A 23,912-nucleotide genomic window follows, 5' to 3' on the forward strand; every position below is an offset into this window, starting at 1 on the left:
ATGAACCCATTTAAATTGAAGCTGCCTTTACCGACAGGCAGCTTTTTGTTTAGGTTGATCGCAGCGAATACGGTGGTTTTCGTGCTCAGCCTGCTTATTCTCTCGATCGTCAATTACACGTTTACCAATATGATCAGCGAGAAGCAAATATCGGAGACGCACCGGAAGCTGCTAAATCAAACCGATGCCAATATTGAAACGTTGTACGAAAGAGTGTTCCAGATCGGAGAACAGCTTCTAAACGACAAGGATGTGATCAAGAGTCTGTATTCCACCCGCATCGATCCGGTCGATTCACTTGTATTGGACCGGAAGCTGCATGATATTGTAAACGCTAACGATTTCATTAATTCCGTTTATCTGTACAATGGAGCGACGGGGAGGTTCATCCATTCGATTCCGCAAGATGTCAATATCGTGGATATTGATCCGGAGGCCCGTCATTTGGTTCAGGTCCGAAACGGTCTGGCCAAAATGATTTTTCTGCCTCATAAACAGCAATATGTATATTCAAACAAGAAGTACGATAACCCCATCCTCTCTCTTATTTTCAACCCGTCGGATGCGAGATCGGAGTATGCCATTTTCATTAATTTGAAATTGTCTTCCTTGCAGGAATTAATTGATAAAATGGGAAATCCCCCGGATTCTACCTTCTTGATCACGAACAAGAATGGCATTCTGATTACTCGCAGCGACCGGCCGGATTCGTTTCTGGATGCCGCGTCGCGGTTTGAATTTATGGATAAGGTGATTAAATCCGACCGTAAATCGGATAGCTTCGTCGATACAATGAACGGTTCGAAATCACTGGTCACGTATGTTTACAACGACAAGCTCGAGTGGTATCTGGTAAATACGACCCGCTATGCCTATTTGACCAAGGAAAGCTTCATCCTTCAGCGTAATATTATCATTGTCTCGCTGCTGATCCTGCTGATCTGTTTAATCGCAACCATCTTGATGAATCGAAGAATCTATGGACCGATGGGAAATGTGATTCGGATGGTCAGAGGAAATGATCCGCTGCAGGCCTCCGGAGGAGCTGGCGATGAAGCCGCGTACTTGAGCGATGTGTTCAAAAATTTAATCGGTAGAGTCACTTCATTGGAAGATTCAGCGGTCAGAGATAGGAAGAAACTGAAAGAAAGTCTGTTGAAAGATATCCTCCTGAGTGAAGGGAATGCCAGAGATATAGATTATGACCACCTGTTCGAGCATCATGGCCTGAAGTTTAACCGCGAGCCCATGAGAGTGTTAGCAGTCATTCTGGAGGGCATCGAGCAAAGGGAAGAAGCTTCCCAGGACAATGGGATAAATCTGGTTAAGGATACGGTATTTGAACTGGCGCTTCACGTATTCCACGAACGAGACGAGATGGAAAAGGTGGATATGGGTCACCATTCTTTCGTTCTTATCATGAATGAACCGCCGGATCATGGCCTAATAGAAAGATTAAATGTTTTTATACATCAGGTTGAAAAAGTAACGGGTCTTCGACTTATGGTAGGTGTCGGAAGCCGCGGGGAGACCATACCGGAGCTGTCACAATCTCTCGGAACGGCAAGGGAAGCGCTCGCTTACAGGTTTGTGGATAGCCGCCGGATCATCTATGATTACGATACCATCCAGGCTCAGTTAAAGACACCGTTTCGCTACCCAGTCAAACTTGAAAGAACTTTGTTTGAGTCCCTGAAGCTGAACGACAAGCGAGGGGCTAAGCGGATCGTTGACGAATGGTTCAATGAGCTTAGAGGGTATACGGTATCCGACATACGTGCTGCTTTACGCCAGTCAGCCATCACAATCGAGAGCGAGCTTGGCACCATGGTGGATTTCACTCGGCTCATTTCGGTTTATGACAGACATTCGCTTGAAGGTGTTGTAAGCGCTCTCCCAACACTGGAACGGATAGAGGCGTTTTATTCGGAGCTTGCGGATTTTACAATCGAACAATTGAAAATGAAGCGGCACAGAGAGAGTGGCGTTATCGTGAACCAAGCTTGTGAATATATCCAGTCGCATTACAAGAACAGTGGTCTCTCTGCCGATTCTGTAGCTGCAGTGCTAAACATATCTGTACCTTATTTCAGTAAACTGTTCAATGAAGCCATGGGTGTCTCGTTTACCCAATACGTTACCGAGTTACGGTTGAATGAAGCTGAGAACCTGCTGCTGGCGACAACGTTGAATGTGAAAGAAATCGGAGAACGTATTGGCTTCCAGAACAGCTCCTATTTTATTACGGTATTCAAGAAGAAATGCGGAGCTTCGCCGAACCAGTTCCGTCAATTGAAAAAGGCCGAATGATCTTCGGATTAGACAAATGGACTGTAGAGGCAAATGCATGTTATATGAATCTGCGTAATTTGGATGATTAACCGAGTATATTTGACCAAGCATCTTATTGAATGCTCTCATAGAATAACTTGAGATCGTTGATAGGAGGTGCATGGCGATGTCTGAGGTAGGTGGAGCTTTTCATAATCCTGGCGGGATCTTGGTACTTTTTATTTTGCTGGTTATCATTCTTGCTGCTGGATGCTTTGGTCGGGGAGTATACTAGTTTAGTAACGCTACATGTAGGTTGAAATTCGGATTGCAGTGTAAAAAGGCTGATTCTTCAATATTGAAGATCAGCCTTTTTGTATGTTTCCAATAGAAGTTAAATCCTGATTTGTTTAATGGATTCTCGTAATCGGTGAGTCATCTCACTCAGTTCCCCCGCGGAATCCGCGAAGTATCGAACAATATCTAGCTGTTTGCCGGTTAGATGGCCAATATGGGATATTTGCTCGGAAGTGCTGTTTGCTATTCCAGCCATCTCAATGACAGTGGCAGAGACTTCCTCAGATCTCGCAGTCATTTGCTCAGTGGAAACCGAGATATCATGAATTTGTTCATTCACCACGCTAAACAAGTGAACTACATCGGAAAATGAAGCATTTGCTTCTTCTGATAAACCAGTGCCTGTGATGACCTCAAGTGAACCCTTCTCCATCGCCTCACTAATCAATACCGTCTCATTCTGGATATTTCGCAGAAGGGATGCAATTTCTTGCGTTGAATATGCAGCTTCTTCCGCCAGTTTTCTGACTTCGCTTGCAACAACAGCAAAACCAGTGCCGTGTTCACCGGCATGTGCAGCTTCAATCGAAGCATTAAGCGCAAGGAGCTTGGTCTGATTGGCAACACCAGAGATTGCGGTAAGAGCACCTTCAATCTGCAAGGAATACTTCTGCAGAATAGCTACTCTTCTCACCGTTTCTTCGGTCGCAGATGAGATGGACATGATCTGTCGATTCATAAGTCCAATTTTGTCTCTGCCGAGATCTGCATTCTCAAGTGCTCTGACGGATGCATTCGATACGCTTACGGAAGCTTCGGAAATACGCTGAAGTGTATCTGAGATCTCTTCCATTGAACGTGCTCCTTCTTCGGAACTGATGCGTTGTGTTCTCGCACCACCGGCCACATGATGTGCTGTCTCACTTACACGGGTATTCATATCAAGCAGCTCTTTTGATTCATAGGCAAAACGATCGGACGAAGCGACAAGCTGCTCGGACATACCTGCAATGTCCGAGACAATTCCGCCGACGATGGCATTCAAACTACTGGACATGGTTACCATGGCACGGTACATTGATCCAACCTCATCCTTGGATTTAACGGGATGCGATAGAAGAAGCCTGTTTGCAGAAGCGAACTCACCCGAAGCAACATTTTCAGCGCCTGCAGCAATCCACTTCAGCGGACGGATCGCGCGGATTAACAGCCAAAAAATAAGTGTAATCGCAGCTAAAGTGAAGATGACCATCAGGATGTAAAATGGGATGCTCTTCTGTATCATACTTGCGGAGATACTGTCCGTTACATCGGCCTGTGTATCAATGCCCAACACGCCAATGATGGAACCATCGGGTCGTTTTATGGGAGCATAGGAGGATATGTATTTACCATACTGTGGGTTATCAATAAGCTTAGAGCTTGCCGATTGCCCATTCATCAGATCTGAAATAGCATCTGCAGGAATATCGGTTACTTCATTGATGGGTGAAGCCATGTCAGAACCCTTGGGCTGTCCGTCGATCATAATCAGAGGTTGCTGTTTGTCGTCAATCCTTACAATGTATACATAAAGGGCTCCAATACCTGTACGGAATTGGTTCAATTCTTCCCGGATCGCCCAATAATGATCATTTTCTTTCGGTTGACTTAAAAATTGTTCCAGCGTGGCTGTGTTCAGCAGTTTGGTATAACTTTCGGCAATCCGGATGCCATAGCTTGTAATCGCATCATTCGCCGCAGTTTTTGTATTTCTGATTTGTAGCTGGATGTAGCCTGCTGACAATAAAAGTATGATTACCATAACCACAATAGCAATCCGTAATGCCAGCTTTGTTTGAATTCGCATTAACCACTTCATCTGTAGAATCGAGCTCCTTTTGCCAATATATAGCTGTCAATATGTAAGATCATATTTTTCGACAATATTCACATAATTCCTTCTTTTCATGATTTAAAGGTTCAAAACTTGCTGGTTAAGTGAAAGTATTATTGAATTTTTAATTTGTTTTTAAGATAATTGTCGTATACTATTCGCCTAGAAGAGATGGGGGAGGATAATGGTGCGTAAGTTTTTTTTGCCTTCAAAGCGGATGGGAGCCGTGCTGTTCTTGCTGCTGCTGGGCGGATTTACTCTTAATTTCATCATGCAAGCCGCTTCGTTGAGGAATATGGGGAGTGCGCTTAACTGGATTTCACAATATTACTGGCTTTATATATCCGGAAGTCTTTTTTTCTTTTTCGTTTTGCTTGTTTTTAGTGTAATTCTTCCCAATGTTTATTCGGGTGCATTGATTGCATTCGTGGTCTGTTTTATTATTGCTGTTGCCAATTATAAGAAATTGGGAACGACAGGTGAGCCGCTTTTTCCATGGGACTTGAATCAGATCAAAAATGCCCAGGAGATGAGCAAAATTACGAAAGGAATGATCTCGCCGTATGCGGTGATCGCGGCTATTGTTCTGATAGCCCTACTCGTGTATCTGATTTTTAAGCTGCCCAAAGTCAAAATTCAACTGCCGCTAAGATTCGTAATCGTGGTGATTTCCGTTGCCGCAATTACAGGGTTTCTCCAAATGATTGGAAGTCAAACGGCATTGGCCACATCGATGAAATATCAGAATATTCCTTGGAATCAGAAGGTGAATTATGCGCAAAATGGCTTTGTCTATGCGTTTGCGGGCAACCTGAAACAGAAGCTGATGGAGAAGCCGGAAGGCTACAGCCAAGAGGCCATTGCTGCAATAGCTAAAAAGTACAGCGCGCTGCCGGATCATACGTCTGTAAGCGGGTCTGCTGAACAGCCTAATATTATGTATATGATGGACGAGGCCTTCTTTGATCCGACACGCCTGCCGACATATACTTTCAGTGAAGATCCGTTGAAATTTATTCATCAGGAGCAGAATTCAACTCCAAGCGGATTTCTTCTGTCTCCTGAATTTGGCGGGAATACAGCGAACATAGAGTTTGAAGCTTTAACCGGTTTATCGATGTATTTTTTACAGGATGGTTCCATCCCTTACCAGCAAAGAATTGTTAAGATGTCATCTTTGCCATCTATTGTCAGCATTCTTAAAGAGAGAGGATATAAAACGGAGGCTCTTCATCCCTTCGACGATACGTTCTATAATCGCAACCGGGTCTATCCGATCCTTGGCTTCGATCAGTTTACGAGCGAAAAAGATCTCTCTAATGCACAGCGGATTACACCTAATGGCTATATATCAGATATGTTCGCCGTACAGGAGGCTGTCCGTGAGCTTAAGAGTTCAGACAAGCCTACATTCCTTCATTTAGTGACCATGCAGAACCATTTTCCGTTCACCAAAGGTTTGAATGGTCCAAATAGCATAACTGTCGATGGAGTGAAGCCGGAATATAAGGATGAGCTCGAAACTTACGTGCATGACACGAAGCTGACGGATGATGCACTTGCCTATTTAAAAGAACAATTGAAGACGATCAAACGTCCGACCATCGTTGTTTTCTGGGGAGATCATCTGCCAGCTTTGTCAGCAGGAATTTATACGCAGGCCGGCTGGGACACCAATCCACGACTGAAACATGAAACCAAGCTTATGTATATGGCGAACTTTGATATTGGCAAAAAATCCGTAGGAACGCATAGCCCAGCTTTTATTGGACCTACGGTATTCCAGTTGAGCGGTCAAAAGATGCCTCCTTATTACAGACTGCTGGAAAAAGTGAAATCTGAGATTCCAGGGTTAAGTAAAAGTGTGCGTATTGGCTCTTCCGGAGTGATATCTCAAATAACTCCAGAGCAAAAAGCTTTGCTGGATGATTATAGATTAGTGGAGTATGACATGCTTGAGGGAGAGAATTACTCCAAAGACCTGCTTTTCTAAAATAGATTCCGTCCTAATAGACCCGCTATCATGGCGGGTTTTTTTTCTGTGAAAAAAAGAAAAACGACCGCTCCCTTTTTGAAAATAGGCTGCAGTCGCTAAATAAAAGCTGTTATTTTAACTTTTGTTCGAGTTTTTGTTATTAACTGCGGATTTTTTCTTGAATGCTTTCCATACATAAACTATGACCAGCACGAGTATGATGGCGATAATTGCATATGTAATAGGATGAATGAAATTCTCTACCTTTTTCCAATTTGCACCCAGTTGGTATCCTGCAAAGGTTAGACCTAAGTTCCAAGGAAGGCATCCGATCGCTGTGTAGATGATGAACTTGGAGAAATTCATACCGGAGATACCTGCGGGTAATGATATGAATGTACGGACAAAAGGTATAACTCTGGATATTAATGCTGTCCGTTCTCCATATCTCCGAAACCAGTTTTCCGAGTGTTCCAAGTGCTTATGGTTAATCAGCAAATATTTTCCGTATTTCTCCAGGAGTATCCGCGCACCGCTAGCGCCTACCCAGAAGATGATCATGGATCCAATGATATTGCCGATGGTTCCGGCAGCCACAACTTCCCAAAAAGGAAATTTACCTTGATGCACCAGATATCCGCCTGTCAACATGATGACCTCGCTGGGAAGGGGAATGCAGGCACTTTCTAATACCATTCCAATAAATATGCCCGTGATCCCCAGCTTATCAATCAGTGACAGGGCTACAGATGAGATGAACTCCATAATTTGATGCAGCATAACGTTCCCTCTTTCACATGTAATTCCATTTCTCTATTTCAATCATAACGCGAACGGAAACGAGTAACATTAGAAAACGATTAGAATTGTCTTTTCTAATAGAATTCTCATCTATCCATTCTATACTGGGTTCATGCGAAAGAGCGTTATTTTCACAGTTTAGATTTTAGGAGGGATCATTGTGTACATCCGTCATCCCCGAGTTCTGATTTTGACAGCCGGTTATGGAGAAGGGCATTTGCAGGTATCCCGAGCCTTGGAACATAGCTTTCGAGCGAATGATGTTAAGGATGTTGAAATCTTTGATTTGATGAAGGAAGCTCATCCGATTATCAATTCAGTATCCTCTAAACTATATCAAATGAGTACTTTCTCATCCCAATTCGGGTTTGACTATTACGGATGGAGTTATTATGCGACCCGTGATAACAATCCGGTAGGGTCGGTGAATCGGTATTTGAACGCACTTGGAAAACGAAAAATCCAGGAGATGATTGAGGACTTCAGGCCAGACGCGATTATCAATACTTTTCCTTTTGGATCGGTCACAGAGATGGGAAGAGATTTTTCGATACCTACTTCCACGGTCATCACGGATTACACTCTTCATTCGCGTTGGATCCATCCGGATACAGATAAATATTACGTTGCCACCGAGGAGCTTAAGGATCAGCTGATCAGATATCAGGGCGCAGCACGGGAGAGCGTCTCTGTCACCGGAATTCCTGTTCGGTCCACTTTTTATGAAGGTTCAACCGCATCATTTCCCATTCAGAAGGAGGGCAGACCGATAAAAAACAGTGTTCTGATTATGGCGGGTTCATTCGCAATTTTTCATCACATTGTAGAGCTGGTTCAGATTTTGCTGGAGAAGGGAAACTGTGAGATCGCTCTCGTGTGCGGACGTCATGAAAAAATGATCCTTAAACTGAGTTCGTTATTCAAGGGTCGCCCTGATGTTCAAATCTTTGGATATGTCGAGCACATGCCTGAGCTGATGGCGGGATCGAGCTGTATTGTGACAAAAGCAGGCGGGATTACATTGACCGAAGCTGTGGTGTCGGGGCTTCCGGTATTTATATATAAACCATTCGGAGGGCAGGAGCGGGAAAATGCCTTATACTTTACAAACAACGGGTTAGCAGAAATAGCATATGAAGCCAGAGAGTTAGGGGAGCAGATTTGCAAATTTCTAAAAGAACCTGCTGCTTCAGAACAGATTCGGAACAGAATGGCATCACTTTGTAAAGGAGAGGCGGCCGAGCTTATTGTAAAAGACATTTTAACAACGCTCCAGGAGCAACGCAGTCTTAACAAAACAACACATTTCGCCGCACACAAGTGATGAAAAAGATGAGACGTACAATAAGCATCCTGGCTTTGCTGGGTATAGCCGGGATTATTATATATTGCATCTATCTTCTTCGTACCGGAGATGCGCAGCGAATGATGGGATTTATCCATCATCTAGGTGCAGCTGGTATCATTGCAGCTTTATTGTTCCAAACCCTCTTGAATATGCTGCCTATTCCAGGCGAATTTACTGCTGTTATAATCATGGAAATCTATGGCCCTATCATGGGTGGCGTATATTTATGGATTAGTGGTCTACTGGGGGCAATTGCCGGTTATTATCTCACATGGTGGATCGCCAAGCCCATATTAAATAATCGCCTGGAACCGTATTTAAACAAGATGGAAGGGTGGCTTCAGCAACATGAAATCAAAGGATTGCTGCTGGTGCGTTTTGTGCCGCTCATCCCTTATCATTTCGTGAATTACGCAGCTGGAATGCTGAAGGCCAAATTACGAAGTTTTGTGTGGACAACAGGTCTTGGCATTTTGCCGCATACGATTGCCATGAGCATTCTCTATGTCGGCTTTAGGAAAGGTTCAATGATATGGGGATTGATGGGCTGCGCGATCTTTCTATTGCTTGCAGGGCTGGCATGGCTTGTTAGAAGACGTGTGTCCAAGTCTGGATTGAAGACAAACTGAATGATGTAGTGAACGGTTAAAAGCGGGATGTCAAAGGTTACGGTCTGTTTTTGCTTATGGAAATCAGTTTTGTTTCTTCAATAGAAATGTTAAAATGAGCGGATATTCGAGAGAGGCCAAAGTATATCGGCTTAATATACGGATATTGAAGGATTCTGACATTAAATGGCCTTATATATGAAGGAGGGTTCTGATCTTGGAGATCAAAGGAATACACCATGTTTCGGCATTAACGACGGATGCGCCCAAGAATTTTGACTTTTATACGAAGGTACTGGGCTTGCGCCTGGTCAAAAAGACAGTAAATCAAGATGAACCCTCTATGTATCACCTGTTTTATGCGGATGAGAAAGGGAATCCCGGTACGGACCTGACCTTTTTTGAAATTCCCATGCTGGCCCGTAACTATGAGGGCACGAATAGCATTTCCGCCGTTTCGCTCCGGGTTCCGAATGACGAAGCCTTAGCCTATTGGAAGCAGCGCTTCGAGGAACTGGATATTGAGCATGAACCAATTACCCAACGTGCCGGCAGAGCAACCTTGGCCTTCAGGGATTTCGAACAGCAGCGATTGGTTCTGGTATCCGATGAGGATAACTCGGGGGTTGCGGGAGGGGTACCTTGGGATCAGAGTCCAGTACCTGCAGAACATGGCATTTATGCATTGGGTCCCGTGAAGATCACCGTAAGAGAGGCCGCTCCATCAGTAGAAGTATTAGTAAATGTGATGGGATTCCGTCCCAAAGGCAATTATCCATCCCCAACTCCAGACCAGCCGGATATTCTGGTGTTCGAGACAGCCGAAGGCGGGACCGGAGCGGAGATTCATGTGGAAGAGAGAGCAGATCTTCCCGTTGAGCGCCCGGGCCGTGGCAGTGTGCATCATGTCGCTTTCCGTGTGGAAACCGAAGAAGAGCTACGAGAATGGATCGACCGAATCAACGAAGCGGGGTTCCAAAACTCTGGATATGTTGACCGCTTTTATTTCCGTTCGCTGTACTTTAGAGAGCCGAATGGAATTTTATATGAGCTGGCTACAGATGGTCCCGGTTTTGACGCGGATGAAGATGTTAGAACGCTGGGTGAGTCGCTGGCTTTACCTCCATTTCTGGAATCCCACCGGGAAGAGATTGAAAAGCTGTTAAAACCACTCTATACGAAGAACTAAACTGGATAATAGGTATACAAAAGCTGCTCTCAGAGCAGCTTTTTGCTTATATGAGTAAGGTATTGCACAAAGTAATTATTACCTGAGGTCAGATTACTCCCGTGCTACAATTTTTAGATGAGTTGGCATTTATTAAAAACTTACCATTGTTGTGATATATAATAAACATATATTGCTAAGGGGGATGGTCATGCCGAGTCTAATAATCAATGGAGTACATATCTATTATGAGGAAAAAGGAAGCGGTGAACCGCTTATCTTTCTTCATGGTCTAGGGATGAATATGCTTGCTCATCAGCATGAGATTGAAGGATTGGCTGCAGCGTTCCATGTGATTGCCATGGACTTGCGTGGACATGGAAGATCGGATAAACCATTGAATTACACCCTTCAGGACCATATTGATGATGTAATCGCATTAATGGATTACCTGCAGATTAAAAAAGCAAATCTGCTTGGTTGTTCCATGGGAAGCTATATTGCGCAGGGGGTTGCGATTGCTGTACCTGAGCGGATTGAGAAATTGATACTGGTCGCAGCCAAGTCAAATGGGAAGACCTCATCCACGGCAAGGCTTTTGGCAGAGCATACAGAGGAAACAGCGGGTCTTGATTTACAGGAAAAAGTTCAGTTTCTTTCCAAATACATGTTCCATCAACTGGATAGGGTTGGAGTATGGATGAATGATTTTCATCAAACGGCTCCATTACTGACGGAAGAGCAGCAGGCAGCAGCCAATAAAGCACTAGAAGAATTTGACTTCCAGTCTGAATTAAACCGGATCACAGCCAGGACACTGGTTATTGGGGGGAGTTATGATGGATTGAATCCGCCTGAAGAAGGTAAACTCATTGCCTCAATCATTCCGAGTGCTGTATTTGTTGCGTTTGACCAATCAGGCCATGCGCCGAATATTGAGGAACCGGAGCGGTTTATCGAAACCGTCAAAACCTTTTTGGATACTTCTACACCCATGAATGTTCTAAAATTAATTGATTTCTATCGTGAGCGATTAAATCGTTGTTCACCCGAGCAGTTAAGCTATCATTCCGGTAATATAGCTTGGTCACTTGGCCAAATGTACGATCACGTCATTGAAGTATCCAAGGAATACCTTGTGAATGCGAAAGCTTGTATGAAAAATGGAACGATGCAGCCGCAGGGGAAGACGAAAGCAGGCGAAATCTTGTTCAGTTTAGGAGGATTTCCTCCTGTTAAAATAAAACTGCCTGATGAATTTGATTCACCCGCGATGTTGAGAAAGGAAGATTTGGTTGATGGCCTGAATCAAATCAGAGGATTAGTGATGGAGTGGCAGGGTAAAGTTGAAGCAGCTGATCCTTGTTCCAAAGTAAAACATGATGGTTTCGGGTGGCTGAATGCGAAGGAATGGTTGGAACTCGTTGAAATGCATTTCCGACACCATTTACGTCAGCAAGCGGGTCTGGAACGGCAGGCGGGAATAACTCCGTCTCACATCAGTTCAAGTTCATTGCATAGCTCAATCAATTGATGAACGCCAAGAAATTGCTGGCGGATACGCTCATGGATGGTGCTGATCGCATCTTCCGTGAGCTTTTTGGCTTGCTCAATATTTTGATGATCCAAAGCCTGTACAATTCCCTTCATGCTTTTCAGAAAATAGATGGTACTTCGCAAAGTACGAATGAGTAAAATCTTGCGGAGATCGGATGGACTGTATAATCGATAACCATTTTCAGGGTCCCGTTCAGTATGCAATAAATCTTCTTTTTCCCAATGACGAATAGCGGAGGCAGTTACGCCTGCAAAGGCAGCTGCTTCGCCAATGGTCATGCGGCTTTTGAGCTTTTGGTGGGGAATAGAAGGTAGCTCCAGATTATGCAGTAGCTCCAGCGTTTGGTCCGCAGCCTTTTTTTCCTGATGAAGCTCAGCTTGAAGTCGATTCACCAGCCAGAACGCGGTATCAATATCAGCTAGCTGAATGCTTCTCAGAACGTCACAGGTCACCCCGACGCCAAAACCTGGGAACATCGCGCGCAGACAGCGGAAATATGCCAAATGAACATGCGTATACAGACGATAGCCGTTTGGAGCACGATCGGGAACGGGAATGACACCCCAAGATTCATAGTGGCGGAGTGCGCTGGTACTGATGTTCAGTTCTCTTGCAATCTCACTTGGCTTGAAATATCGCTCCATATTTACCCGCTCCCTGGAAATGATTCGATGACCACTATATCAAATGCCGGGCAGCCAGGCAAATCTTATCAAAAAAGCTTAAAGCTGCTCGAGAAGGTAGTTAGTCGAAAATAAAGAGATATTCAACATATGAATGACCAAAACTTTATCACTTGCATGAATGTTGTAAAGTGAAGATATAACGGGTTTGAACATGGGAGGAAGAGAGATGAAGATTGTAAACGAGGTTCCTGATCTCAAGGAATATGTTGATTTAAGACTTGCCGCTGGTATGGAAGCGGCTGATGAAGAAGCATTGAAAAACGGGCTAATGCATTCCTTATGTACAGTATCGGCACGGGGAGATCAGGATGAGCTCTTGGGGATGGGGAGAATTATAGGAGACGGAGGTGTTTATTATCAAATTGTTGATTTGATTGTAAGCCCAGTTCAGGACGAACAAAGCTTGCAAGAAGCTATTTTGTATCAACTGCTGGATTATCTGGAGACACATGCCTCAAAGGATGCACAACTTATGGTCGTATCGGATGTGGCGGGTATCAAATTATATCAAAAGCATGGATTTAAACTTGTTTATCCCGATTACTACGGGTTGACAAGAAGTGTATAGAGGTTGTTTGGCTTGATAAATTATCTTATATAAAGTCTCCACTAATGTCCTTACTCTGATAAACAATCAATGATGACGATCTTAGTTACCTATAAAAGGTAGAAATGGTATCCATAATAGTGATATAGTGAATCTAGTATTCTATGAAATACGAATCTATCACTAGATAACAGGAGAACCATGATTATGAAGGTACTAGGCAAGTTATTTTTAAGTTCTGCAATTCTCGCCGGATCTTTATCAGCAGTACCGCTGCCTCCAACGCAAGCAGCCGCCGGAAAGGTAAGCATCTTGCTGGATGGATATGCGCTGCCTTTTCCTGTGCAGCCAACCGTGATGAAGGGGACAACAATGGTACCGTTCCGTGCCATATCTGAAGCTCTGGGCATTCAGGTTTCTTGGAATCAGAAAGAGCAAAAAATTATCGCAACCAAGCAAAGTGATGGAGCTGCCAAGCAGGTGGTTCTTACGATCGGAAGCAAAAACGCTTTAGTAGACGGGCAGGCAGCGCCGCTTTCCATCGCACCGCAAACCATACAAAACAGTACAATGATTCCACTGAGCTTCTTCAGCCAACAGTTCGGGGCAGCAGTCGCATGGGATCAGACAACACAGACGGTATCCATTACTTCTCCGCAGAAGGATATGTACACCATGGGCTTCTATGCTCTATCATCATTCGATGAACGCGCATATATTCCGTCTTTTGATTCATTATCTTTTGGCTGGAGCCGGATCGATACGAATGGTCAGTTCACAGTTCAAGGCAAAGAGTATAAATGGCCGCAGGCAGCAGGTGACGTTACACCGGAATCGATTATCCAGGATGCAGCGCAGCAGGGAACATCTCCTTATTTGATGGTTTATTCCGTAGATTCCAGTCTCGAATTGACCAAGAATTTGGAAGACACGGCGCTGCAGGAAAGTACGACGTCACAAATCGTCGCCACAGCATCCGAGAAGGGCTTCAAAGGCATTGCACTTGATCTGGAGGGACTGGGACTCACCGGAGACAAGAATAAAGTGAAAACCGAGTATAATGCATTCATTAAAAATCTATCCGCCAAAGCTCGTCAGGCAGGTTTGAAGCTGACTTTGGTCCTACACCCGCTCAACAGTTCATATTCTGGCTATGATTACAAGACCTTATCAAGTCTTGCGGATGATTTGGTCATTATGGCGTATGCGTTTGAGCAAGAGAAAGGTCCTGAACCGCTGAATAAAGTGGATGAGGCGATCCGCCTTGCACTCAAAGAAACGAATAAAGATAAGCTGATCCTGGGTATATCACTTGGCAGCGAGAACGCTGCATCCGTTAACTCCAAAATCGGTCTGGCAAAGCGATATGATCTTAAAGGTGTCGCCTTCTGGCGTTTGGGCTTAATCGGTCAGCCCGCTTGGGCTCAGATTAACCAGTCTATCGAGATGAAATAGGATGACAAAACAAAAGGCTGTCCCATGTGGGACAGCCTTTTGTATTTTAGAGAATGGGAGACAGCAATCTTGAAACGGACTCCTTGATGCGAATCCATCTCGGTCGCTGCAAATATTCTTCCATGGTAAGCTGCCTGGATACCCGCAGATCTTCATCAAATACTTCAGTTAATTTTTTCGAAATGTGGTCGTCATATAAGAATGCATTGACTTCAAAATTAAGTCTAAAGCTGCGGTAATCAATGTTTGCCGTACCTACGGATGAAATCTCCTCATCAATGACGATCGTTTTCGCATGAATAAATCCATTGTTGTACAAGTAAACCGTCGCTCCGGTCCTTAACAATTCGCCAATATATGAATACGTAGCCCAATAAACGAAGATATGATCCGGTTTATCGGGAATCATGATTTTCACTTCAACGCCAGACAGGGCAGCAATCCGTAGAGCATCAAGCAAGCTCGTATCCGGAATAAAATAAGGGGTCTGGATATAAATCGATTTTTTTGCGGAAGATATCATTTTGATATAACCATTCTTGATATGTTCGAACTCACTATCCGGTCCGCTGGTAACAATCTGCATGCCAATCTTTCCTGCCAAATCCACGCGCGGGAATAAATTCGGCGAGTATGTAATCGAGTGATGATGCGTTGCCTGATTCCAGTCCAGGATGAATCGAATCTGCATGGCGTACACGGCTGATCCGGTAATCCGAAGATGAGTGTCCCGCCAGTAGCCAAATTTTGAGTTGAGGCCCAGGTACTCATCGCCGACATTAAACCCGCCGACAAATCCAATCTCACCGTCAATGATGACCAGCTTGCGATGATTGCGGTAATTCAGCCGTAAATTGATAAGCCTGAGTTTGGAAGGGAAAAAAGCTTCTGCAAGACCTCCGGCTGCTCGGAAATCATGAAAAAACCGTCTTGTTAGTTTTTTAGAACCAAGCTGATCGTATAATACCCTTACTTTGACGCCTTCTCTAGCTTTTTGGGTGAGGATGTTCATTAATTTTTTGCCGAGGTTGTCATTCTGGATAATGTAATACTGGATGTGGATATAATCTTTTGCCGCGTCAATATCCTTGAAGAGCTTGTCGAATTTCTCCTGCCCGTCCGTAATGATGTCAACCGCATTTTCCTCCGTGAAGATCGAGTGGTTGTTATTCAGATGCATATAGATAAGATCGCGATTCTTGCTGGCCGATTGATTGCGAAACTGATATTTGCCTGTTTGAATTTGGTCCAGCTGCTCCAATATGATCTCTTCAACGCCTATTTTCTTCAAGTCTCCCCAATGAAAAAGACGTACATGCCTGAAGTTCTGAGCGAACAGCAGATACAGCATAAAGCCGGCAATCGGAATAAAAGACAGCACGAGGAGCCAGGCCCAAGTAGCTCCGGCATCACGTCGTTCTTTAAATACGACGACCAGGGCAAATATAAAATTCAGAAAAATAATTAATCCTAGTATGATCGAAGAAAAATTCATTGCTACGAAATCCTCCTACAGCTTCATGCATTCTAGCTCAAGCTTACATCATTTGTTGCAATTCGGATATATCATGCTTTAAACGGTCCAGAAAATGACGGGAGATCGCGGAAGGAGTATGATCCTTCTGTTGAATGACTCCCAGATACACAGGGCTTTGCTGGGGAAGATCGAAATTCAGAATCACCGTGTCATCTTCGGTAAATAGGGGTTCGGTAATAAACGAATAATTCAGACCCACCGTGACTGCCAGATGATTCATGCAAGCTCTGCTGATTAACGCCCGGTTATTGGTTGTATAAGCGACATCCACATCTCCGAATTTCTTCTGGAAGTCGTCCATAAACCATTTCACGTAATCATCATTATACAGGACAACCGATTGCTGTTTAAGCTCCTCTGGCGTAATGACTTTTTGAAATGCCAAAGGGGAGTGAATGCTCGTTGCCGCGACCATTTTCACCTTAAGCAATCTTTCAAAGTCGAGACCCATATGCTCCACGAGTCGGTTCTTGAAAAGAATAATAAACCCCAAATCACTCTTGTCGTTCAAAATATTATCAATGATATCCTGAGAACCTTGTTCGACGATCTCGATTTTGACTTGAGGATATTGTTTCTTAAAATCAAGTACAGCTTGTTCAAGTAAAAACATGGGTCCAGGAATCGTGGCCAATCTCAGACGGCCTTGCACTGTATTGGAATAACCTTGGGCGGCTTCCTTTAACTCTCCGTATTTTTGCAGCAGCTCAATGGCCTTCTTAATAATCACAGCTCCTTCGGCAGTGGGAACAGCGCCTGTCCTGGAGCGTTTCAGAATCGTGATACCCCATTCTTCTTCCAGACTAGAGATGGATTGGCTGACCGCAGATATGGTCACATGCAGATTTAGTGCAGCTTTCGAGATTGAACCTGTCTTCGCAACTTCCACAAGATACTCGAGTTTTTCAATTTGCATATCTTAGCCCGGTCCTTTTCTTTAAGTAATACTTAAATTAAATTAAAAATGTTTAAATTTTGTTTAATCAATAACGATGATAACATAGAAGTAAAGCCTGAGGTACTCTTGATTTGCAGCTGCAGTAACATTTCAGGTGTAATGATCTCCATATCCATTTAAGGAAAAGCTATAGAACATCAAACCTAGCAGAAAGGGAGTCATCATATGAGATTGGAAGGTAAGGTTGCGTTAATCACTGGAGCAGGTGCAGGTATCGGAAAAACGACAGCTTTGCGTTTTGCGCAAGAAGGTGCAAAGGTCATTGTGACAGATATAAATCTGGACAGCGTGAACAGTACACTTGCAGAGATTCGGCAAGCCGGAGGTTCGGGTGCGGCATTCAAACATGATGTCAGCAATGAAGACAATTGGAAGAGCATCGTTGAAGAGTCTGTACAACAATTTGGTGCTATAGATATTTTGTTCAACAATGCAGGCATTTATTTTATTAAGCCGATTGCCGACATCGGGCTTGATGAATGGAATCGTATGCTTTCCATTAATGTGACCGGTGTATTCCTGGGCATGAAGCATGTGCTGCCGGTTATGGCCAAACAAAACGGAGGTTCGGTGATCAACGCTTCCTCGATTGCCGGATTGACAGGTGCGTCTGGCCACGTAGCATACGGTGCTACCAAAGGTGCAGTACGAATTATGACCAAGGATGCAGCAATTGAGTATGCTTCTGCCAATGTACGTGTAAACTCCATTCACCCGGCTTACATCAACACGGCGATGGGAGACTATGCGACACAGGTGAATAAGATGTCTGCAGCAGAGCTTGGTAAACGCATGGCTCCAATGGGACGATTCGGTACGGTCGAGGAAGTTTCCAATCTGGTCGTATTCCTGGCTTCAGATGAATCTTCATACTCAACAGGTTCCGAATTTATTATCGATGGCGGCGCCACAGCGATTTGATTAAGTGAATATAGGTTTTTTAGAACAATCCTAAGCATATCTTGAAAGGAGAGAACATCAATGAAATTTGAAAATAAAGTAGCGATTGTTACCGGCGGAGCCAGTGGAATTGGGGAATCCTCCGTCAGACTTTTTGCAGCTGAAGGCGCAAAAGTAGTCATTGCCGATTTTTCGGATCGTGGACAAGCGGTATCCGACGAATTGAATCAAGAAGGCTTTGACACTCTGTTTGTAAAAACAGACGTGACGAAGGAACAGGATGTTATCAGCATGGTTGAGCAAACCGTAGCGAAATACGGCAAGCTGGATATTTTGTTTGCCAACGCGGGCATCGCCCAGGACGGACCGGCCGACCAGTTGGCATTCGACAGCTGGCAGCGGACCATTGACATTAATCTAACGGGTGTGTTCCTTTGCGATAAATATGCGATTAAGCAAATGCTTGCACAGGGGAATGGCGGCGCGATCGTCAATTGCGGTTCCATTCACAGCCATGTCGGCAAAGCAGGCGTGACTGCATATGCATCTGCCAAAGGCGGCGTGAAGCTGCTCACCCAAACGCTAGGAACAGATTACGCGGCTAAGGGTATCCGCGTTAATGCGGTATGCCCTGGATATATCGACACGCCGCTGATTAAGGGCAGAACCGAAGCCATTACGCAGCACTTGGTTGGACTTCATCCGATGGGACGTCTGGGTAAACCTGAAGAAGTAGCCAAAGCCGTCATGTTCCTGGCGAGCGATGACGCTTCATTCGTTACAGGTACCAGCCTGCTGGTGGATGGCGGATATACTGCGGTATAAATCTACTTGAGAATCTCGTTTTTTCACGATACAGAAACAGCCGCGGCTTAACTAGAGCGGCTGTTTTTTTGTCGTTCCGGGAGGAGATGGACGTATTCATATGGAAAGATAACGTGTCTTGTAATTTTTAAAAGGGTGGAGGTTCATTACGATATGAACAATCAGATATCCGAAATCTCGACACGGGCGGCCGCTTACCTTCAACGGATCGGGTACGATGGAAAGGTTGAACCGACAGCGTCTGTACTTGCAAGCCTTCAGGAGCATCATATTCACCATGTACCCTATGAAAATCTGGATATTTTAAACGGAGTTCCTTTATCGCTTAAGTTGGGTGATTTGTATGACAAAATCGTCGTGCGACAGCGCGGCGGCTACTGCTTCGAGTTGAATGCACTATTCGGCTGGCTGCTTCAAGAGCTCGGTTTTGAGATTACCCACTATTTCGCGAGATTTTGGCGCGATGAGCCGAACCCGCCGCCGATGCGGAGGCATCATATTTTACGGGTAGAGGCGGAAGGAAGTTCTTATCTCTGTGATGTTGGAGTAGGAGGGATTGTTCCTGTCCAACCCCTTAAGCTTGCAGCGGGAATAGATCAGAAGCTTGGCGAAGAGTGCTATCGCCTGGAGATTGACCCGAACTTTGGGTGGATGCTTAATGAGCACAAACATGGTGCATGGAGCCGGATCTATTCTTTTACCGAAGAACCGCAGCTGCTCCAGGATTATGAGATGGCTTCTTATTGGTGCGAGTATGCGCCGGAATCGATATTTAAGAAGTCAGCCATGATGTTCATCCGCACGCCTGAAGGAAGAAATACCTTGGCGGGAGACGAATTCAGAATCTTCACTTCCACTGGAGTAGACATCTTTGTTCGGAAGAACCCTGAGGAATATCAGCAGGCGCTGCATACATATTTTGGGATTCCCGTTGCCTAATGATCTTGAAAATATGGATTACATATAAAGGAGGAATATGATATGCCATTATTATCTTTAACAACCTGGAGCTTGCACCGGAATTTGGGTCCGCTTCGCTGGACCTTTTGGGATGAAGAGAAGCGGGTACATGGCACGCATATTGATGATCAACCGGAGACGATATCTTTGCTCGAGTTGCCCAGCTTACTGCATGACAACGGATTTCAAGCCATGGAGATATGCCATTTTCATTTTCCGGATACCAGCGATGCGTATTTAGCAAAACTGAAAAGTAACATTGAACGTTCGGGAATGCGATTTTATACATTGTTGGTTGATTACGGCGATATTACGAACCCGGATGAACAACGCAGAGAAGCGGATATGAATTGGTTGAAAAAATGGATCGACATTGCATCGGCAGCTGGAGCGGAACGCATCCGGATTATCGCTGGAGACGCTGAAGCATCAGATGAGGAAGCTGTTCGTTTGGCAGCAGCACAATTACAGCGGCTGATCGATTATGCATCGGATAAGAAGGTAAGAATCATTACCGAAAACTTTCATGATCTGACTTCCACGTCTGCGAACTGCATTTCATTGTTGGATGCATGCGGCACGAAGCTCGGTTTAACGACAGACTTTGGTAATTTTTCCGGCCCTGAGAAGCTTTCTGAGTTGGAGGCGACGATCCCCCGCAGCGAGTCCATCCATGCCAAGGCGATGACGGATGAACAGGGTTCTTTGGATGCAGAAGAATTCCGGAGCTGTATGGAACGGGTCAGAGACAGCGGTTATGAAGGTCCTGTTACATTAGTTTATGATGGTCCAGGTGATATGTGGGAAGGCATTAACCGGGTGAAAGCTTTGGTTGAGCCTTATTTATAATTTTTTTTCGGAAATCCAAACTTTCTGAAGGTTCCCTTGCGTCTAGCCAATGAGTGTAACGGAAAGACACTTATATAGAGAGACGGAGGAATAACAGATATGAAAACGAAAACGGTAAATCTGATCAAAATGAGTGCGGTGGGATGTGCAGCACTGATGTGCATGAGCGCTGCCAGCTTGCCAGTGAATGCTATGGCTACAGTACAAGCATCGGCGGTTGTAGCAGCGAGTGTGCAAGCATCGACTCCAACGGCTGCAGCTGTTAGAGTTAACGAAAAGGTACTATCTACAACGAGCACATATTTGACCACACACATCCAGGTGCCCCAACTGACCGGTATGCTGGATACGCATTATCAGGCGGAGCTGAATGACATCATCCTCTCTCATGCTGAGAAGGACCTCGCTGCGTGGGAGAAAGAGGCTGCGGAGACCGCGTCTAAAGCCAAGACCGGGAATCTGGAATTCCATCCATACGATCTCTACATTACCTACAACCTGAAGGCAGACGGAATAGGCCATCCAGCTGGCGTTATTTCCTTAGAGGTTATCACTGAGGGTTCAACAGGTGGGACCAGTATGCCAAGGATTGATACTTATAATGTGGAAAATAAAACGACTGCTGAGCGAGTAACACTGTCTGGGTTGCTGGGAGAGAATTATAAGGAAAAGCTCGATGCGGACATTCTCGCGCAGATCAAGAAAGATCCCGATAAATACTTCCTTGAAGATTACAAAGGAACCTCTATGGAGCAGACCTTCTACCTCGAAAAAGGCGAGTTGGTCATTGTTTTTCCTAAATACAGCATCGCTCCGGGTTACGTAGGTTCGCCGGAATTCCGCTTTAGCCTGAAGGATCACTCGGCAGATGTAACCACACCCGCAGAAACGAAGCCTGAAGCAGGTGTAAAGCTTGATCTGAAGAAAGTAGCCAATTACAAGAACTCGCATGGAGTTACAATGGTATCTTTACGCGACGTGGCTCATCAATTAGGTTATGAATTGAAGTGGAACCCATCCGCCAAATCAGCGGAGGTCAAGAAAGAGACGCAGTGGACGACTGTGTCCATCGGGAAGGATTCGTATTTCTTTGCGAAAATGACTCCGAAAGCTTTGGGTGCTGCTCCAGTCCTTCAAGATAACAAGCTTTATGTGCCTGTGATATTTGTTTCTGAAATTCTGAAGGCTCAAGTACAGTAATAGAGGGGATTTTTTCCCTATTCTTAAAGATCCATAAGTTCTCGATTAACGGCATCCCGCCATGTTATTCCATGGGATGCTGTTTTTTTTGTGTTTAAATACTTTACCAGTATTTTGTAAGAACTTTTTACTTAACTTCCTGCGTCCTGACTATGAACAACAAATCAAGGGTAGGGACTGAATCACAATGAAAGACAACATGAAGCTGCTAGGAAATCCAACGATGCTGCGCCGGTCACCTGTACAAATGATAAGTGGCAAACGTTACATGCCAGGTCTTGATGGCTTAAGAGCTATATCGGTACTCGCCGTTATGGCTTATCATCTCAATTTGAAATGGGCACAGGGAGGGCTGCTGGGTGTTGGGATCTTTTTTGTTATCTCCGGCTATCTCATTACAGATCAAATCATTCATGAATGGAAGACGTATCAGAGGCTGAGCCTTTTGAATTTTTGGATCCGAAGAGCCCGCAGGCTGCTGCCGGCGATGGGATGCATGCTGCTGTTTGTGGCGGTATGGCTCCTCCTAGTAGATCCGTCAAGATTGCCCGCGATGAAGGGGGCATTTCTGTCATCCCTGTTCTATGTGAATAACTGGTGGCTGATTTTCCATAAGGTATCGTACTTTGAGAGCTTTGGACCCGCTTCCCCGATCGGTCATCTCTGGTCGCTATCCATCGAGGAGCAATTTTACGTCATATGGCCGCTGATTCTGGTATTTGGGATTAAAATCACACATCGGCGCGGTAAGCTCTTTATTCTGATTCTTGTATGTGCTGCTGCCTCGGCTTTAGCCATGGCTATGATTTACGTACCGGGAACGGATCCGAGCAGAGTATATTACGGCACCGATACACGTGCTTTTGCACTCTTGGCCGGTGCAGCTTTAGCTGTAGTATGGCCGAGTCAAAAGCTGAGCGGGAGCATCTCCAGTGGAGCTCGCAGTGTACTGGACATCATCGGTGCCCTTGGAATGATCGTTCTCATGGTATTGATTTATCGGACCAACGAATTCGATGATTCGCTTTATCGAGGCGGATTACTGTTAACTTCATTCATGACTGCGGTATTGATTGCCGTACTTGCACATCCGGCCAGTCTGTTGGGAAGACTTATGGGCTGGAGGCCTTTACGCTGGCTGGGAGTTCGGTCATACAGCTTATACATCTGGCATTACCCTGTCATTATTCTTACAAATTCGGATGTGAATACCGATGGGCCGGATGTGCTCCGGATCATTTTTCAGCTGGCGCTAAGCCTTATTCTCGCCGCTTTGTCCTATAGATTTGTAGAGGAGCCACTGCGACGAGGGGGATACAGGGTGAAACGGAGTCATCGGAATTCTTCACACCGCGGCATCCGGCCCGTTGTCTTGACAGCCATTTTGCCCGCAATCCTGATTATGATCGCTTGCTGCATCTACTTTGCAAAGCCTGAACCTGCTGCGCATGTGGCCAAAGCGGCTGGCTTACAGCATGTACAGAATGATCAAAAAGAGACAAAGCCCGGCGATGAAGCAGTCCCACCTATACCAACTTTAGATGACGAGTTACCCTATTCTGAACATAATAAACCCTTGTCCACGGAGATCCAATCAGGAAAAGGTATTACGGCTATTGGAGATTCCGTCATTTTGGATGCAGCACCTTTTCTGGAAAAGATGCTCCCGGGTATTGTTGTTGATGGCAAGGTCGGCCGTCAGATGCTGCAGGCGCAGGAAGTAATCGATCGTCTTAAAGCTCAAGGCAGACTGGGTGATCGGATTATGATTGAGCTGGGAACCAATGGAGCTTTCAATACCAAGCAATTACGGAATCTGCTGCAATCACTTCACGATGTCAATCAGATTATTTTGGTCAACACACGTGTTCCAAGGAAATGGCAGGATACCGTTAACAAGGATATTACAGAAGTTTCTAATGATTTCGGTAATACGACGGTAGTAGACTGGTATTCAGCTAGTGAAGGGAAGGACGGCTATTTCTATCGCGATGGCGTACATTTGAAACGTGAAGGTGCCGAGTATTACGCCTCGATTCTCGCGAAGGCTGTGAAGAGTAAACAGCAGTGAAAAATTTTAAAATCCCAAAAAC

19 protein-coding genes are annotated in these 23,912 nt (G+C 44.9%); 14 read left to right on the forward strand and 5 right to left on the reverse strand.

Features of this window, described 5'->3' with window-relative positions; translation table 11 throughout:
* Entirely contained in the window at window positions 1–2,310 is a 2,310-nt protein-coding gene (locus E6W40_RS08830) for an AraC family transcriptional regulator (protein WP_136605143.1), read from the forward strand.
* 355 nt (window positions 2,311–2,665) lie between these two features.
* Here E6W40_RS08830 and E6W40_RS08835 read toward each other — a convergent pair whose 3' ends face one another.
* A complete protein-coding gene (locus tag E6W40_RS08835) occupies window positions 2,666–4,429 on the reverse strand; it encodes a methyl-accepting chemotaxis protein (RefSeq protein ID WP_136605144.1) in 1,764 nt (587 codons plus the stop codon).
* Between the two features lie 199 nt (window positions 4,430–4,628).
* On the opposite strand from E6W40_RS08835, the gene E6W40_RS08840 reads away from it, so the two are divergent.
* A complete protein-coding gene (locus tag E6W40_RS08840; protein WP_136605145.1) occupies window positions 4,629–6,437 on the forward strand; it encodes an LTA synthase family protein in 1,809 nt (602 codons plus the stop codon).
* 117 nt (window positions 6,438–6,554) lie between these two features.
* Here the strand turns inward: E6W40_RS08840 and E6W40_RS08845 are convergent, their stop codons facing one another.
* Window positions 6,555–7,199 carry a DedA family protein gene (locus E6W40_RS08845; protein ID WP_136605146.1) on the reverse strand — a complete coding sequence of 215 codons (645 nt, stop codon included), beginning with the start codon at window positions 7,197–7,199 and terminating at the stop codon, window positions 6,555–6,557.
* Window positions 7,200–7,380: 181 nt separating this feature from the next.
* Between E6W40_RS08845 and E6W40_RS08850 the strand changes: the two genes are divergently transcribed.
* From E6W40_RS08850 to E6W40_RS29965, 4 genes are all read left to right on the forward strand, one after another.
* Window positions 7,381–8,544 carry an MGDG synthase family glycosyltransferase gene (locus E6W40_RS08850; RefSeq protein ID WP_136605147.1) on the forward strand — a complete coding sequence of 388 codons (1,164 nt, stop codon included), beginning with the start codon at window positions 7,381–7,383 and terminating at the stop codon, window positions 8,542–8,544.
* An 8-nt stretch (window positions 8,545–8,552) separates the two neighbouring features.
* The gene (locus E6W40_RS08855) at window positions 8,553–9,197 is read left to right on the forward strand and encodes a TVP38/TMEM64 family protein (protein ID WP_168928862.1); all 645 of its coding nucleotides are present in this window, start codon (window positions 8,553–8,555) and stop codon (window positions 9,195–9,197) included.
* Between the two features lie 196 nt (window positions 9,198–9,393).
* Entirely contained in the window at window positions 9,394–10,365 is a 972-nt protein-coding gene (locus E6W40_RS08860; protein WP_136605149.1) for a ring-cleaving dioxygenase, read from the forward strand.
* Window positions 10,366–10,555: 190 nt separating this feature from the next.
* Window positions 10,556–11,878, forward strand: coding sequence for an alpha/beta fold hydrolase (locus tag E6W40_RS29965; RefSeq protein WP_246072926.1), 1,323 nt, complete (start codon window positions 10,556–10,558; stop codon window positions 11,876–11,878).
* Here the strand turns inward: E6W40_RS29965 and E6W40_RS08875 are convergent.
* A complete protein-coding gene (locus E6W40_RS08875) occupies window positions 11,839–12,546 on the reverse strand; it encodes a MerR family transcriptional regulator (protein ID WP_136605150.1) in 708 nt (235 codons plus the stop codon). The two genes, E6W40_RS29965 and E6W40_RS08875, sit on opposite strands and share 40 nt — an antisense overlap.
* A gap of 208 nt (window positions 12,547–12,754) precedes the next feature.
* Here E6W40_RS08875 and E6W40_RS08880 point away from each other — a divergent pair, with 208 nt between their 5' ends.
* Together E6W40_RS08880 and E6W40_RS08885 are read left to right on the forward strand one after the other, a co-directional pair.
* Window positions 12,755–13,156 carry a GNAT family N-acetyltransferase gene (locus E6W40_RS08880; protein ID WP_168928863.1) on the forward strand — a complete coding sequence of 134 codons (402 nt, stop codon included), beginning with the start codon at window positions 12,755–12,757 and terminating at the stop codon, window positions 13,154–13,156.
* A gap of 186 nt (window positions 13,157–13,342) precedes the next feature.
* A complete protein-coding gene (locus tag E6W40_RS08885; RefSeq protein ID WP_136605152.1) occupies window positions 13,343–14,590 on the forward strand; it encodes a stalk domain-containing protein in 1,248 nt (415 codons plus the stop codon).
* Between the two features lie 46 nt (window positions 14,591–14,636).
* On the opposite strand, the gene cls is transcribed toward E6W40_RS08885, so the two are convergent.
* On the reverse strand, window positions 14,637–16,085 hold the full coding sequence (gene cls, locus E6W40_RS08890) for a cardiolipin synthase (protein WP_136605153.1): 1,449 nt from the start codon (window positions 16,083–16,085) through the stop codon (window positions 14,637–14,639).
* 43 nt (window positions 16,086–16,128) lie between these two features.
* Entirely contained in the window at window positions 16,129–17,043 is a 915-nt protein-coding gene (locus E6W40_RS08895) for a LysR family transcriptional regulator (protein WP_136605154.1), read from the reverse strand.
* 207 nt (window positions 17,044–17,250) lie between these two features.
* Between E6W40_RS08895 and E6W40_RS08900 the strand changes: the two genes are divergently transcribed.
* The 6 genes from E6W40_RS08900 to E6W40_RS08925 all read left to right on the forward strand — a co-directional run bounded on the left by E6W40_RS08900 (window position 17,251) and on the right by E6W40_RS08925 (window position 23,890).
* Entirely contained in the window at window positions 17,251–18,006 is a 756-nt protein-coding gene (locus tag E6W40_RS08900; RefSeq protein WP_136605155.1) for an SDR family NAD(P)-dependent oxidoreductase, read from the forward strand.
* A 60-nt stretch (window positions 18,007–18,066) separates the two neighbouring features.
* Window positions 18,067–18,810: an SDR family NAD(P)-dependent oxidoreductase gene (locus E6W40_RS08905; protein WP_136605156.1), complete on the forward strand. Its 744-nt coding sequence runs from the start codon at window positions 18,067–18,069 to the stop codon at window positions 18,808–18,810.
* A 153-nt stretch (window positions 18,811–18,963) separates the two neighbouring features.
* Window positions 18,964–19,749, forward strand: coding sequence for an arylamine N-acetyltransferase family protein (locus E6W40_RS08910; protein WP_136605157.1), 786 nt, complete (start codon window positions 18,964–18,966; stop codon window positions 19,747–19,749).
* 42 nt (window positions 19,750–19,791) lie between these two features.
* On the forward strand, window positions 19,792–20,619 hold the full coding sequence (locus E6W40_RS08915) for a sugar phosphate isomerase/epimerase family protein (RefSeq protein WP_136605158.1): 828 nt from the start codon (window positions 19,792–19,794) through the stop codon (window positions 20,617–20,619).
* A gap of 99 nt (window positions 20,620–20,718) precedes the next feature.
* Entirely contained in the window at window positions 20,719–21,819 is a 1,101-nt protein-coding gene (locus E6W40_RS08920; RefSeq protein ID WP_136605159.1) for a stalk domain-containing protein, read from the forward strand.
* 187 nt (window positions 21,820–22,006) lie between these two features.
* Complete coding sequence (locus tag E6W40_RS08925) at window positions 22,007–23,890, forward strand: acyltransferase family protein (RefSeq protein ID WP_342774688.1); 1,884 nt, start codon at window positions 22,007–22,009, stop codon at window positions 23,888–23,890.
* The last annotated feature ends 22 nt before the right edge of the window (window positions 23,891–23,912 follow it).

This window comes from Paenibacillus dokdonensis (assembly GCF_004916975.1).
Lineage (GTDB): Bacteria > Bacillota > Bacilli > Paenibacillales > Paenibacillaceae > Paenibacillus_AQ > Paenibacillus_AQ dokdonensis.

What these genes read in the sequence shown, in the direction of transcription:
- E6W40_RS08875 (WP_136605150.1), bottom strand. Translation starts at nt 12,546, where the DNA reads ATGGAGCGATATTTCAAGCCAAGTGAGATTGCAAGAGAACTGAACATC.
- cls (WP_136605153.1), bottom strand. Translation starts at nt 16,085, where the DNA reads ATGAATTTTTCTTCGATCATACTAGGATTAATTATTTTTCTGAATTTT.
- E6W40_RS08835 (WP_136605144.1), bottom strand. Translation starts at nt 4,429, where the DNA reads ATGAAGTGGTTAATGCGAATTCAAACAAAGCTGGCATTACGGATTGCT.
- E6W40_RS08905 (WP_136605156.1), top strand. Translation starts at nt 18,067, where the DNA reads ATGAAATTTGAAAATAAAGTAGCGATTGTTACCGGCGGAGCCAGTGGA.
- E6W40_RS08885 (WP_136605152.1), top strand. Translation starts at nt 13,343, where the DNA reads ATGAAGGTACTAGGCAAGTTATTTTTAAGTTCTGCAATTCTCGCCGGA.
- E6W40_RS29965 (WP_246072926.1), top strand. Translation starts at nt 10,556, where the DNA reads ATGCCGAGTCTAATAATCAATGGAGTACATATCTATTATGAGGAAAAA.
- E6W40_RS08920 (WP_136605159.1), top strand. Translation starts at nt 20,719, where the DNA reads ATGAAAACGAAAACGGTAAATCTGATCAAAATGAGTGCGGTGGGATGT.
- E6W40_RS08830 (WP_136605143.1), top strand. Translation starts at nt 1, where the DNA reads ATGAACCCATTTAAATTGAAGCTGCCTTTACCGACAGGCAGCTTTTTG.
- E6W40_RS08925 (WP_342774688.1), top strand. Translation starts at nt 22,007, where the DNA reads ATGAAAGACAACATGAAGCTGCTAGGAAATCCAACGATGCTGCGCCGG.
- E6W40_RS08910 (WP_136605157.1), top strand. Translation starts at nt 18,964, where the DNA reads ATGAACAATCAGATATCCGAAATCTCGACACGGGCGGCCGCTTACCTT.
- E6W40_RS08895 (WP_136605154.1), bottom strand. Translation starts at nt 17,043, where the DNA reads ATGCAAATTGAAAAACTCGAGTATCTTGTGGAAGTTGCGAAGACAGGT.
- E6W40_RS08915 (WP_136605158.1), top strand. Translation starts at nt 19,792, where the DNA reads ATGCCATTATTATCTTTAACAACCTGGAGCTTGCACCGGAATTTGGGT.
- E6W40_RS08900 (WP_136605155.1), top strand. Translation starts at nt 17,251, where the DNA reads ATGAGATTGGAAGGTAAGGTTGCGTTAATCACTGGAGCAGGTGCAGGT.
- E6W40_RS08880 (WP_168928863.1), top strand. Translation starts at nt 12,755, where the DNA reads ATGAAGATTGTAAACGAGGTTCCTGATCTCAAGGAATATGTTGATTTA.
- E6W40_RS08845 (WP_136605146.1), bottom strand. Translation starts at nt 7,199, where the DNA reads ATGCTGCATCAAATTATGGAGTTCATCTCATCTGTAGCCCTGTCACTG.
- E6W40_RS08855 (WP_168928862.1), top strand. Translation starts at nt 8,553, where the DNA reads ATGAGACGTACAATAAGCATCCTGGCTTTGCTGGGTATAGCCGGGATT.
- E6W40_RS08840 (WP_136605145.1), top strand. Translation starts at nt 4,629, where the DNA reads ATGGTGCGTAAGTTTTTTTTGCCTTCAAAGCGGATGGGAGCCGTGCTG.